Below are 12,774 nucleotides of genomic sequence, written 5' to 3'. Positions count from 1 at the left end.
GTGACCGACGAGCACGCCCACTCCCATGAGCACGACGGACACGGGCACCACGGACGACGGGTCCGGCACCGCGTCGGGCATCTGCTCACGCCGCACGCGCACACGGCCGCGGACAGGGTCGACTCCGCGCTGGAGTCCTCCGCACGCGGCATGCGCACGCTGTGGACCTCACTGGCCGTACTCGGCCTGACGGCCGCCGCGCAGGCGGTGGTCGTCGTCCTGTCCGGATCGGTGGCGCTGCTCGGGGACACCGTGCACAACGCCGCCGACGCACTGACCGCCCTGCCGCTGGCGGTGGCGTTCGCGGTGGGCCGGCGGGCGGCCACCCGGCGCTTCACCTACGGCTACGGACGGGCCGAGGACGTGGCCGGTATCGCCATCGTGCTCACCATCGCCGGATCCGCCGCGTTCGCCGCCTGGACGGCCGTCGGCCGGCTGCTGGATCCGCAAGACATCGACCACGTTCCCGCGGTCGCCGCGGCGGGCGTGATCGGTTTCCTGGGCAACGAGTGGATCGCCCGTCGCCGCATCCGCGTCGGACGCGAGATCGGCTCGGCCGCGCTGGTCGCCGACGGGCTGCACGCCCGTACGGACGGCTTCACCTCGCTCGCCGTACTGCTGGGCGCGGGCGGCTCGGCGCTCGGCCTGCGACTCGCCGACCCTCTCGTCGGCCTGCTGATCAGCGCGGTGATCCTGATGGTCCTGCGCGACGCCGCCCGCGAGGTGTTCCGCCGCGTCATGGACGCCGTCGACCCCGCGCTGGTGGACCGCGCCGAGGACGCCCTCGCCCGGGTTCCGGGTGTACGGGCCGTGGGCGAGCTCCGGCTGCGCTGGATCGGCCACCGGCTGCGCGCCGAGGTGGCCGTGGTCGTCGACGGTGAGCTCTCCGTACGCGAGGCGCACCAGGTCGCGGTCGAGGCCGAGCACGCGCTGCTGCACGCGGTGCCCCGGCTGACCGCCGCCCTGGTGCACGCCGACCCGGCGCCGAGCCCGGACGTGCCGGATCCCCATCTCACGCTCGCCCACCACGCCTGATCGACCGGACGGTCCTGGTGCCCCTCCCGGCAACGTTTGCCCCGTCGCGACGCTCCCCCGGCTGCCTCCCCCAGGGTGCCGCCGGGGGCACGCTCACTGCGTTGGCCGAAGACCCGAGTAGCGCTGCTACGAGAGTCTTCGGCCGCCTTGCGACCGCACGCACCGGACGCCGCTCCTTGACGGGCAGACCTGCCGGTCGCGGCACTAGGCTGAATCCATCCACAGTGCTGCGAGGTGCGTCATGGCGCGTAGCCACCACTTCCATCTCGATCAGGGTGACCACTCGATCACCGTGAACGTCGGCCCCGGTACGACCGGCGAGATCGAACTCCTGGTGAACGGCAAAGTGGTCGCGTACCAGCGTGAGCACGCCGCCGGGACGAGCGTACTGACGGGCGAGCTGCCGGAGGAGCCCGCCCGGCCGTTCCGGATCCGGGTGCGTCAGCCGCACCTCGGCCCGTCCAAGCCCCGGTGCACGCTGGAACTGGACGGTGTGGAACGGCCCATACCGGAGCAGCCCGTGGTGTGAGCTCAGTCGATGCGGAGGAGCGGGCCGGTGATGGTCAGCCCCAGGTCGTGACCGGCGTACGCGAAGAAGGCGAGCAGCATCAGTGACGCGCCCGCCAGCGAGATGTCCTTCAGGAAATGGATCATCTCCATCTGCTTCGCCTGGGGATCGCTCTCCGCCCAGAACCCGTGCATCACGACCGCGGTCGGCAGCAGGAAGGCGGCCAGCAGCAGCGCCCCGAGGTCGGCCCATATCCCGAGCAGCACGCTCAGCCCTCCCAGACCGGCCAGCAGACCGCCGCCGAGGACGGCGGGCGTGGCCGCCTGCTGCGGGATGCCCTTGGACATGGCGTATCCGGACATCATCTTCGTGTGGGTGAAGTGGTTGACGGAGCTCGAGAGGAAGAGCAGCGAGAAGAGGATGCGCCCGATCAGCACCAGGATGTCCATGACCGATCCTCAGTCCGGCGCGATGTTCTGGTTCACATGGAAGAGGTTGCCCGGGTCGTACGTCCGCTTGACCTCGACCAGGCGGTCGTAGTTGGGCCCGTAGTTCGCCCTGACCCGGTCCTGGTCGTCCCCGGCCATGAAGTTGACGTAGCCGCCCGCCTCGGAGTGCGGCGCGGTCGCCGCGTAGTAGTCGCGCACCCACGCGATGTTGTGCTCGTTGTCGGCGGGGTCCGGCCACATGCCGGCGATCACCGTGGCGAACGACGCGTCGCGGTAGGCGAAGGCCGTGTCCTCCGGTGCCACGCGGTGGCAGGCGCCGTTGACGGGGTAGATGTGCACCGCCGACTGGAGCGCGGGCACCTTCGGCCCGTACTCCAGATGCGCCTGAACGGCCGCGTCGGTGAGCCGGTTGACGAAGTTGGCCTTCCAGTAGTGCTGCAGACCGGGCGGCAGCAGCGCGTCGAAGGCGCTGTTGAGCGCGGGATACGGCATGGCACCGACGTACTCGGCGACGACCGGGGCGATGTCGTGATAGGGCTGGAGTGCTCGTTCCCCCTGGTCCAGCGGACCGGCCCAGCACGCCACGATCATGACGAACGGTTCGCCGTGGCGGTTCTCCGGGATGAACGGCAGGGGCGGGGCCTTCTGGAAAGCGGGGAAACCGCTGAGCTGCTCCGGAGCGTCGGCGATGATCTCGCGGTAGGCGCCCAGGACGGCGGCGGCGTGGTCCAGCTCGAACAGCATCGGACCGCCGTAGACGTTCCTGACCGGACCGAGCCGGAACTCGAAGGATGTCACCACGCCGAAGTTGCCGCCGCCCCCGCGGATGGCCCAGAACAGGTCCTCGTGCTCCTTCTCGTTCACCATGAGGAACCGGCCGTCCGCGGTCACCATGTCGGCCGAGACGAGGTTGTCGCAGGACAGGCCGCGGGAACGGGTCAGATAGCCGATTCCGCCACCGAGCGTGAGACCGCCGACGCCGGTCGTGGAGAGGATCCCGCCGCTCGTGGCCAGTCCGAACGCGTGGGTCGCCGCGTCGAAGTCGCCCCAGGTCGCACCGCCTTCCGCGCGTGCCGTCCGGGCCACGGGATCGACGCGTACACCCCGCATCGAGGACAGATCCGCCACCACGCCGTTGTCGCAGGTGCCGAAGCCCGGCACGCTGTGCCCGCCGCCGCGCACCGCGAGGTCGAGCCCGCTCTCCCGCGCGAAGTCGACGACGGCGATGACGTCACCGGCGTTGACGCAGCGCACCACGACGGCCGGCCTTCGGTCGATCATGGCGTTGTAGACCTTGCGGGCCTCGTCGTAACCGGCGTCGTCCGGGGTGACGACCTCCCCCCGCACGCGCTCCCGCAGCTGATCGGTCGAAGGCTTGACCATGGCCTCGGCTCCTCGTGGACACGACTTCCGAAAGCCCCTCGATTCCACGCTACGCCGATGGGGTGAAGCCTCAACTCAAGGGTTTCGCCGCAGGTCAGCGGTGCTGCGGAAAGAAGGTCAGCAGATCGGCGGGCCGGCCTTCGAAGGTGGCCGGGACGACGTCCACCTGGCCGCTCGCACCGCTGAAGACGCCGGTGCCTCCCACGATGGCGAAGGAGGTCTTCCCTCTCGTGTTCGCGAACTCCTCGCCACCGGCGATCAGCAGGTCGCCCACGGTCAGGCGCAGCGTGGCATCGGCGAGGAAGTCGCCGTGCTCCAGGAACTGAATCCGGATCAGTGCGTCTCCGATGCGGTTTCCGTTGTACCCGTCCCGGGCCGGCTCCTCGAACAGCAGGACCTCCCCGGGCCGCGGCTCGGTGCCGGGTACGGGAAGCCGGCCGAACACCGGGTCCCGCCGCAGCAGGAAGATCCGCACGGGCCTGTCGTTGCCGTACACAAGGCCGTCGCCGCCCGCGCTGTCGAGGGCCGTCGCCGGAGCGGCGACTCCGGCGAACAGCATGACGAACACCGCACCGACGACCGTCACGAGGCGGCGCGCCATGGTTGCCTGACTGTCCTTCATTCCGGCTCCTTTCGCTCCCCTCACTGTGGGCGCCGCGGCTCACCCCTCTCCCGGGACACGCTCGGTACGCCCACCATCACCCCGCCCCTCTAGGCCGAATGCACGTATCGCCGGATCGTCCCTGCCACGCTCCCCCTGCGGCCGGGCGGTCGCGGCCTAGGCTCTGCGCGTGTTGAACCTGACCGGTCTCCTCAAACGCCTGGTGATCGGCCGGGCCAGACGCAGCGAAGAGCTCGGCGAGACCCTGCTGCCCAAGCGTCTCGCTCTGCCGATCTTCGCCTCCGACCCGCTCTCCTCCGTGGCCTATGCCACCCAGGAGATCCTCCTGGTGCTCACCCTGGGCGGCCTGGCGTATCTGCACTTCACGCCGTGGATCGCGGCCGCGGTGGTCGCGCTGATGGCGGTCGTGGTGCTGTCCTACCGGCAGGTCGTGCACGCCTATCCGAGCGGCGGCGGTTCGTACGAGGTCGCCTCGACGAACCTGGGGCCCTCGGCCGGGCTGGTCGTGGCCGCTTCGCTGCTCGTCGACTATGTGATGACCGTGGCGGTCTCCATCGCCTCCGGCGTGGACAACATCATCTCCGCGATGCCGGACCTCGCCGGCCACCGACGGGCGCTGGCCATCGGCTTCGTCGCCCTGCTCACGGCGATGAACCTGCGCGGGGTGCGCGAGTCGGGGCGGCTGTTCGCGGCACCGACGTATCTCTTCGTCGGCGGCGTGCTGATCATGTGCGGGACGGGGCTGCTGCGCTTTCTCATGGGTGACGCCCCGGTGGCCGCCACCGCGCAGTACGGGATCGAGCCCGTTCCCGGCGAGGCGAATCTGGCGGGCTTCGCGCTGCTGATGCTGGTGCTGCGGGCGTTCTCCAGCGGCTGTACGGCGCTGACGGGCGTGGAGGCGATCTCCAACGGCGTACCGGCCTTCCGCAAGCCCAAGCCGAAGAACGCGGCGACCACCCTGTCGGCGATGGGGCTCATCGCGGTGGCGATGTTCGTCGGGGTCACCACGCTCGCCATCGTCGCGAAAGTGCACATCACCGACGACTCGTGCCGGCTGACCGGGCTCGCCGACTGCACGGGGTACACCCAACGCACCGTCATCGCCCAGCTGGCGTCCGCCGTCTTCGGAGGGGAGAACACCCTCGGCTTCTACTACATCCAGGCAGCCACCGCGCTCGTCCTGGTTCTGGCCGCGAACACCGCCTTCAACGGCTTTCCGCTGCTCGCCTCGATCCTCGCCCAGCACCGCTATCTGCCGCGCCAGATGCACAACCGCGGCGACCGGCTGGCCTTCTCCAACGGCATCGTGGCCCTGGCGGTCGCGGCCGGGCTGCTGCTGTGGGTGTACAAGGCGAACGTCACCAGCCTCATCCACCTCTACATCCTGGGGGTGTTCACCTCCTTCACCCTCTCCCAGGCGGGCATGGTCCGGCACTGGAACCGCGAGCTGCGCGTGGTGACCGGCCCCGCAAGGCGTCACCGCATCCATGTCTCCCGGGCGATCAACGGGGTGGGGTCCTGCATCACCGGGCTGGTCCTGGTGATCGTGCTGGCCACCAAGTTCACCCAGGGGGCCTGGCTCGCGGTGGTCGCCGCCGTCGTGCTGTGGGTGATGATGCGCGGCATCCGCAGGCACTACGACTCCATCTCCGCCGAACTGACGGCCACCGATCCGCGCTCCGAACTCGTCCCGCCCTCCCGGGTGCTGGCCATCGTGCTGGTGTCCACCGTGCACAAGCCGACCCTGCGGGCGCTGGCCTACGCCCGCGCCTTCAAACCCGACCGGCTGGAGGCGCTCACCGTGGCGGTGGACCGCGGCGAGGCGGTCCGGCTCCGGGAGCAGTGGGAGAGGCTCGACGTGGACGTACCGCTGAAGATCATCGACTCGCCGTACCGGGAGATCACCCGGCCGGTTGTGGAGTACGTGCGCTCCATCAGGAGGGAGAGCCCCCGCGATGTGGTCGCGGTCTTCATCCCCGAGTACGTCGTCGGGCACTGGTGGGAGAACCTGCTGCACAACCAGTCCGCGCTGTGGCTGAAGAACCGGCTGCTGTTCACGCCGGGGGTGATGGTGACCAGCGTGCCCTGGCAGTTGAGCTCCTCCGTGCGCGCCGACCGGCCGGCCGCCCGCGCTCCCGGCTCGGTCCGCCGCGGTGAGCCGGCGGCTCCCCGTCCCCCGTACCAGGGACGGAGTTGAGAGTTATCGTGGTCGGGCCCGAAGTGATCGTCATCCGTTCTCACGAAAGTGGGGCCAGTACGTGAACACCACGCATTACGACGTCGTCGTCCTGGGCGCCGGCCCGGGCGGGTACACCGCCGCCGTACGCGCCGCCCAGCTGGGGCTGCGGACCGCGGTCGTCGAGGCGAAGTACTGGGGTGGGGTCTGTCTGAACGTGGGCTGCATCCCCTCCAAGGCCCTGCTGCACAACGCCGAACTGGCCCACACCTTCACCCGCGAGGCGAAGACCTACGGCATCCGGGTCGAGGGCACCGTCAGCTTCGACTACCGCGAGGCCTTCCTGCGCAGCCGCAAGGTGGCGGACGGCCGGGTCGCCGGCATCCACTACCTGATGAAGAAGAACGCCATCACGGAGTACGACGGCCGCGGCTATTTCATCGACGCCCGTACGCTCCAGGTGTCCCTGCCGGCCGGCGGCACCGAGACCATCACCTTCGACCACTGCGTCATCGCGGCCGGCGCCACCACCAAGCTGCTGCCCGGCACCATGCTCAGCGACCGCGTGGTCACCTACGAGGAGCAGATCCTCTCCGACACCCTGCCGGACAGCATCATCATCGCGGGCGCCGGCGCGATCGGCGTCGAGTTCGCGTACGTCCTGCACAACTACGGCGTGAAGGTCACGATCGTCGAGTTCCTGGACCGTATGGTCCCCCTCGAGGACGCCGATGTCTCCGCGGAGCTGGCCAAGCAGTACCGCAAGCTCGGCATCGAGGTCCTCACCTCGACCCGCGTCGACGCCATCGACGACTCCGGCCCGAAGGTGCGCGTCACCGTCACCCGCGACGGTCAGCAGCAGGTGCTGGAGGCCGACAAGGTGCTCCAGGCCATCGGCTTCGCGCCGCGGATCTCCGGCTACGGCCTGGAGAACACCGGTGTACGCCTCACCGACCGCGGTGCCATCGACGTCGACGGCCGCTGCCGCACCAATGTGCCGCACATCTACGCGATCGGTGACGTCACGGCGAAGCTGATGCTGGCGCACGCCGCCGAGGCCATGGGTGTGATCGCCGCCGAGACGATCGCCGGCGCGGAGACCATGGAACTCGACTACGTGATGATCCCGCGCGCCACCTACTGCCGTCCCCAGGTCGCCTCTTTCGGCTACACCGAGGCCCAGGCGCGCGAACTCGGCCATGACGTCAAGGTCGTCAAGTTCCCGTTCACGGCGAACGGCAAGGCCCATGGACTCGGCCACCCCACCGGCTTCGTCAAGCTGATCAGCGACACGAAGTACGGCGAGCTGCTCGGCGGCCATCTGATCGGCCCCGACGTCACCGAACTGCTGCCGGAACTCACCCTGGCCCAGCAGTGGGACCTCACCGTCCACGAGGTGGCCCGCAACGTCCATGCCCACCCGACCCTGGGCGAGGCCGTGAAGGAGGCCGTCCACGGACTGGCCGGCCACATGATCAACTTCTGAAGCTTCTCGGCTCACTCGGCCGGCGGTGGCGCGACGGCCCGTCGGCCCTGCGGCAGCAGTCCGTCGAGGACCGCGGCCAGCTCGGGGACCGTCGGCCGGGCGGCCGGGGCGGGGTCGAGGCAGCCGTCGATCGCCTCGGCGAGGTCGCGCGGCAGACGGCGCAGGGCCCGGACCGACGGGGCCCGCGTGCCGAGCTGCGGATACCGGTCGTCGTCCGCCCCGTTCTCGGCCCTGCCGAACGGGAGGTCGCCGGTGGCGGCCTCGTACAGCGTGACGCCGATCCCCCACACGTCCGCGGCCGCTGTCAGCGTGCCGCCGCGTGCCTGTTCGGGAGCGAGATAGCCACGGGTGCCCGTACCCGGGCGCGCGGCCTGCCCGGGCGCCCGGGCAAGACTCAGGTCGAGCACCTTGGCGTGACGGCAGTCGATCGCGATGTTGGACGGCTTGAGGTCGAGATGCAGCAGGCCCCGGCCGTGCAGATAGTGCATCGCCGAGCAGATGTGCAGGCCGAGGAAGGCCACGTCATTGGCGGCGAGCCGCCGCCTGCGCCAGATGAGGTGCGCCAGTGTCTCGCCGGTGAGGGTCTCCAGCACGACGAAGGGTTCCGGGGTCTCGCCCGTCTCGTAGGCGCGGACCAGATGCGGATGGGTGAAGCCCTGGAGCCAGCGGCCCTCCCGCAACAGCCGGTCGCGCAGGCGCGACTCGTTCCGTCGGTCGGACCGCAGCACCTTCACCACGCAGCGGCACTCCCGCTCCTCGCTCCAGGCGTCGTAAAGGTCCAGCCAGCCAGTACGGCCGAGGTGGGCGAGGACCTCGTACCGCGGGGCCACGGCCGCTCCGGCAGCCAGCGTCGGCTGCGGTGCCCGGGCCGCCATCACCGCACCTCGACGGCGGACGCCTCGTCCGGCGGGCGGTGCATGTGCAGCTCGTGGAGCCGCGCATAGGCGGCGCTCCGCGCGAGCAGCTCTGTATGGGTGCCGCGGTCGGCCATACGTCCGTGCTCGAGCAGCACGATCTGGGTGGCCTCACGGACGGTGAGCAGGTTGTGCGAAATGATGATCGTCGTCCTTCCTGACATCAGCTCCCGCAGCGGACCGAGGATCCGCCATCCCGACACGGCGTCGAGCCCGGTGGTCGGCTCGTCGAGGATCAGAACCGGCGCGTCACGGATCATCGCCCGCGCGATCGCCAGGCGCTGCCGCTGCCCGCCGGAGAGCAGCCGGCCGCTCTGGCCGACCACGGTGTCGTAGCCGTCCGGCAGCCTGCGGATGAACTCGTGCGCGTCCGCCGCACGCGCCGCCGCGACGACTGCCTCCTCGCTCGCGCCGGGCCGGCCGTAGGCGATGTTGTCCCGCACCGTGCCGTGGAAGACGAGCGTCTCCTGAAGGACCACCGCGACGTTGTCCCGCAGCTCGCTGAGCCGCAGGTCACGGAGGTCGCACCCGTCGAGGCGGACCGTTCCGCCCTGTGGATCGTAGAAGCGCAGCAGCAGCTTGGCGGCGGTCGACTTGCCGGCCCCGCTCGCCCCGACCAGCGCCAGCGTCTCGCCTGGCGACACCGCGAAGGAGAGGTCCCTGAGCGCCGACCGGTCGGTCCCGGGGTAGCTGAAGAAGACCCGGTCGAACTCGACGGTGCCGTGTGCGCGCCCGATCGTCCGGGGTTCGGCGGCCTCGACGACCTGGGGCCGCTGATCGAGCAGTTCGATGATGCGCTCCGCGGCGGCCGACGCCGAGAAGAAGGTGTTGCTGAGCCCGGCAACCCCACGAATGGGGCCGTAGAGCCTGCTGAGCAGGGCGAGGAAGACCATCAGCCCGCCGAGCGTGAGCTTTCCCTGCGCGAGCTGCCAGGTGCCGAGGCCGATGACGACCAGGGCGCCGGTCAGCTCGATCACGTCGACCAGCGGCCCGAACAGCGCGCCGATCCGCGTCGACGCCATGGTCGCCCGGAACCTGCCGATGTTCTCCCTCTGGAAGCGGCCCCACTCCCACTCCTGGCGGTTGTAGGCCTGCACCAGCGCGATATTGCCGAGGGACTCCTCCGTGATCGCGCTCACCGAGCCGGCGCGCCGCCTCCGCTCCCGCGAGGCCGCCTTGACCAGCCGGGAGAAGCGCCGCGCCGTGTACCAGAACATCGGCGTGATCGCGATCGCCAGCAGAGTCAGATCCCATCGCAGGTAGAACAGCAGCGCGAGGAAGACGACGAGCTCGGTCACATACGCGATGGCGCTCACGATGCCGGACAGCAGAAACGTTTCCACGGCGTCGACGTCACCGGTGACGCGGGACAGCACGTCTCCCAGCCGCCGCCGCTCGAAGAAGCCCAGGGACAGGCCCTGGACGTGCCGGAACACATCCGACCGCAGGCCCAGCAGAAAGCGCTGGCTCACCCAGGTGGACGTCATGGCGTCGGCGAAGCCCACGACACCGGAGAAGAGCGTCAGCCCGACGTAGGAAAGGGCGATCGGCAGCAGAAGACTCAGATCGCGCGGGACGAGCACATCGTCGATCAGGATCTTGAACAGCCAGATCTCCGCCGCGTCCACCAGCGGACCCAGCACGATGAAGACGAAGATCAGCGCCAGCCACCGGCGGCCACCCCGTGTGTAGGGCCAGAATCGCCGGAACACCTCCCGCAGAGGCACCGGCGGCGCACTCGCGACGACGGCGTCGGAATCCTCGGCGACATACAGCAGTCGCCGCAGTACCGGCCGCGCCTTGCGGTGCTGCGCCTTCGAGGGTTCTGGTTCGGCCATCACACCTCATCAGGTGGGTGTCGACGCACAAATGACCAGGGCCGGGCGCAAGGGCCCGACCCGGATCATTTCCGTTCAGTTGGCGTGCAGACGTCAGTAGCCACCGCGGCCACCACGACCGCCGCCACCGCCGCCACCGCCGCCGCCGTAGCCGCCACGACCGTAGCCACCGCCACCGCGGCCACCGCGGCCACCGCCACCGTCGCCACCGTAGCCGCCACGACCGTAACCGCCGCGACCATAACCGCCGCGACCGTGGTCGCCGTGGTCGCCGTAGTCACTGGTGTCCCAACCCCAGCCGTTCCGGTGAAGTGCGGGAGTCGCGAGTGCGAAGACAGCCATAACGTTCTCCCTTCCTCTTACCTTCCTCAATTGTCCCTCGCTCCTCCGGATCTGCAAGCGCGCAGGTGACAGCCACAGCACCCGGAGTCACCGGCGGACCACCCTCGGTAGCCGGTAGTCGCCGCGCAGGACCGGCTCGCGGGGCTGGTAGAGGCGGATCATCGGGCGGAAGTCGCCGGCTGGCGCGGGCAGCCAATTCGCCGCCTCCACAGGGTCCTTGGGGCGTTCATGCTGGAGTACGAGGGTCAGGGAACCGTCGTCGGCACGGACCAGGCCCGGGGTGCGGTCGCCGATGGAGTAGCGGCCGGCGGGGTTGTCCACGAGGAAGTGGTCCGGGGTGTCGTACATGGTGAGGGACCAGAAGGCGTCCACGGGCGGAGGCTCCTCGAAACGCAGCGTGTAGGAGTGGGCGCCGTTCAGCTGTTTGCCCTCTGCGTCCGTGAACGTGCATGCCTGCACCGCCTCGTAGGCATGGCAGCCCCAGAGCGCGGTGAGCGCGGTGGCGGCCCTGACCAGATACGACTCCCGCCGGTCGGCGATCTTCCAGCGGGCCTCGTCGAGCGTGCCGGGCCCGAGACGGTCGAGGTTGTAGTCGAAGAGATGGAGGTCCATCTCCCAAGCCCCGGCCGGACTTTCGTGCGGCGGGGGCTCCGAGGCGATCTCCACCCGTTCCCGGCCCGCCGCCAGCCCGGCCTCCAACGCCCGTACGAGCGCGGGGTCCGCACCCGCGTACGGCGAAGGCCCCTCCTCCAGCAGGCCGAGCGGCTGGAAGCGGTCCTGGTACGCCGAATCGGGCGGCGGCGGCGGGAAGTCGGCCATCCAGACCCGCAACTCCTCGAAGAACCGCAGCTGTTCGGGCACGGCCGGATCGGGCGTCGGCAGCCCGGCCCCCCTGCCCATGGAGGTCCCCCCTGCCCATGGGGGTCCCCCCTGCCCATGGGAGCCCCCCCTGCTCATGGGGGTCCCCCCTGCTCGAGCGGAGCCGAGAGCTCGGGGGAGCCGAGAGCTCGGGGGAGAAGCCGAGAGCTCGGGGGAGAAGCCGAGAGTTCGGGGGAGGGCCGGGGTGAGCGTGAGCTCCCGCTGGAGCGCCGCCACCCGTGGCACGTCGTCCGGCCCCGCGCAGGCGCTGCGGCCGACGACCGACACGACGGCGGTCGGCGCATCGACGATCCGGACGCCCTCCGGTGCGCTGCCGCTCCACCCCGGCGGGGTGATCAGCCAGCGGCATTCGGCCGTGCCGGTGGCGCGGCTGCCGAGGTAGGCGAAGTTGTTGCTCCACGCGTCGACGAACTGGAGGACGTAGTACTCCCCTCCGTAGTCGGGCACGTGGAGCAGCAGGGGGCCGCCGGACAGATCGAGCTGGGCGGTGGAGTAGAGGGTGTCGTTGCCGACCGAGACGAAGTCGTCGTCGGGGCCGGCGAGGCGGGAGAAGTGCACGAACTCGTTGAACTCCGCGGGGGCCACGGAACCCGTGCCCCTGCGGGTGATGCGGTCGACCATGGTGAGGTTGTGCACCAGCGGATAGCCGTAGACGTACGCCTCCGCGGCGAGCGCGGCCAGATCACTCGAATCGGTCGCATCGGTCACATCGGGCTCCGGGACGAACAGGCAGAAATCCTCCGCACTCCTGTCTCCGGATCGTAGGGGCGGGCTCCGTGCTTCGCACGCCGCACCGGACCGTATGGTCACTGATCACATGATCGAGGGGCGGGCACATGTGGGGGCGCAAGCGCGCCCGGACGGGTGAGCTCGTCGAGGCCGTGGCCGCGGCGGACAGCTGCCACGACGTCCCGGTCGGGGGCCGCGAGGAGCTCACGGACGCGCAGGCCGGCGCCGAGAGCCGGTTCGCGCTGAAGGGCGAGGCTCGGCGCGATGGCCGACCGGCTGCGGGCCCTGGGCGAAGGGTGCGTGGCCTCACCCCCGAGCGCAAGGTCACCGACGACTACCGTGCGGCGGAGGCCGAGCTCGCGGAGATCCGCGAGGCCGTCCTCCGCCTGCGGCGCTGAGCCGGAGTTCGTCGC

The 12,774-nt window shown here is 70.3% G+C and carries 12 protein-coding genes; 5 read left to right on the top strand and 7 right to left on the bottom strand.

The genetic code is table 11. From position 1 onward, the window contains the following. Together ABD858_RS16960 and ABD858_RS16955 are read left to right on the top strand one after the other, a co-directional pair. Positions 1-1,035 (top strand): cation diffusion facilitator family transporter, encoded by a 1,035-nt coding sequence (locus ABD858_RS16960; RefSeq protein WP_345038314.1) that lies wholly within the window; start codon positions 1-3, stop codon positions 1,033-1,035. Between the two features lie 241 nt (positions 1,036-1,276). After that, positions 1,277-1,564 (top strand): hypothetical protein, encoded by a 288-nt coding sequence (locus tag ABD858_RS16955; RefSeq protein ID WP_345038312.1) that lies wholly within the window; start codon positions 1,277-1,279, stop codon positions 1,562-1,564. Positions 1,565-1,566: 2 nt separating this feature from the next. On the opposite strand, the gene ABD858_RS16950 is transcribed toward ABD858_RS16955, so the two are convergent. From ABD858_RS16950 to ABD858_RS16940, 3 genes are all read right to left on the bottom strand, one after another. Then, the gene (locus ABD858_RS16950; RefSeq protein WP_345038310.1) at positions 1,567-1,992 is read right to left on the bottom strand and encodes a DoxX family membrane protein; all 426 of its coding nucleotides are present in this window, start codon (positions 1,990-1,992) and stop codon (positions 1,567-1,569) included. A gap of 9 nt (positions 1,993-2,001) precedes the next feature. Next, on the bottom strand, positions 2,002-3,375 hold the full coding sequence (locus ABD858_RS16945) for an FAD-binding oxidoreductase (protein ID WP_345038307.1): 1,374 nt from the start codon (positions 3,373-3,375) through the stop codon (positions 2,002-2,004). Positions 3,376-3,469: 94 nt separating this feature from the next. Further along, complete coding sequence (locus ABD858_RS16940; protein WP_345038305.1) at positions 3,470-3,997, bottom strand: hypothetical protein; 528 nt, start codon at positions 3,995-3,997, stop codon at positions 3,470-3,472. Between the two features lie 169 nt (positions 3,998-4,166). On the opposite strand from ABD858_RS16940, the gene ABD858_RS16935 reads away from it, so the two are divergent. Both ABD858_RS16935 and lpdA read left to right on the top strand, forming a co-directional pair. Beyond that, positions 4,167-6,194, top strand: a complete 2,028-nt coding sequence (locus ABD858_RS16935) for an APC family permease (protein WP_345038301.1) — start codon at positions 4,167-4,169, stop codon at positions 6,192-6,194. 61 nt (positions 6,195-6,255) lie between these two features. After that, positions 6,256-7,659 (top strand): dihydrolipoyl dehydrogenase, encoded by a 1,404-nt coding sequence (lpdA, locus tag ABD858_RS16930; RefSeq protein WP_345038299.1) that lies wholly within the window; start codon positions 6,256-6,258, stop codon positions 7,657-7,659. Positions 7,660-7,670: 11 nt separating this feature from the next. On the opposite strand, the gene ABD858_RS16925 is transcribed toward lpdA, so the two are convergent. The 4 genes from ABD858_RS16925 to ABD858_RS16910 all read right to left on the bottom strand — a co-directional run bounded on the left by ABD858_RS16925 (position 7,671) and on the right by ABD858_RS16910 (position 12,340). Continuing rightward, on the bottom strand, positions 7,671-8,534 hold the full coding sequence (locus tag ABD858_RS16925) for a serine/threonine-protein kinase (protein WP_345038297.1): 864 nt from the start codon (positions 8,532-8,534) through the stop codon (positions 7,671-7,673). Next, on the bottom strand, positions 8,534-10,411 hold the full coding sequence (locus ABD858_RS16920; RefSeq protein ID WP_345038295.1) for an ABC transporter ATP-binding protein: 1,878 nt from the start codon (positions 10,409-10,411) through the stop codon (positions 8,534-8,536). The genes ABD858_RS16925 and ABD858_RS16920 overlap by 1 nt, the downstream gene beginning before the upstream one ends. Before the next feature lie 65 nt (positions 10,412-10,476). Further along, positions 10,477-10,692, bottom strand: coding sequence for a hypothetical protein (locus tag ABD858_RS16915; protein ID WP_345038294.1), 216 nt, complete (start codon positions 10,690-10,692; stop codon positions 10,477-10,479). A 148-nt stretch (positions 10,693-10,840) separates the two neighbouring features. Continuing rightward, positions 10,841-12,340 (bottom strand): DUF1254 domain-containing protein, encoded by a 1,500-nt coding sequence (locus tag ABD858_RS16910; protein ID WP_345038292.1) that lies wholly within the window; start codon positions 12,338-12,340, stop codon positions 10,841-10,843. Positions 12,341-12,468: 128 nt separating this feature from the next. On the opposite strand from ABD858_RS16910, the gene ABD858_RS16905 reads away from it, so the two are divergent. Next, positions 12,469-12,759, top strand: coding sequence for a hypothetical protein (locus ABD858_RS16905; RefSeq protein ID WP_345038291.1), 291 nt, complete (start codon positions 12,469-12,471; stop codon positions 12,757-12,759). Positions 12,760-12,774: the final 15 nt, after the last annotated feature.

Source organism: Streptomyces sannanensis, assembly GCF_039536205.1.
Classification (GTDB): Bacteria; Actinomycetota; Actinomycetes; order Streptomycetales; family Streptomycetaceae; genus Streptomyces; species Streptomyces sannanensis.
This window is presented reverse-complemented; position numbering and strand designations above follow the sequence as displayed.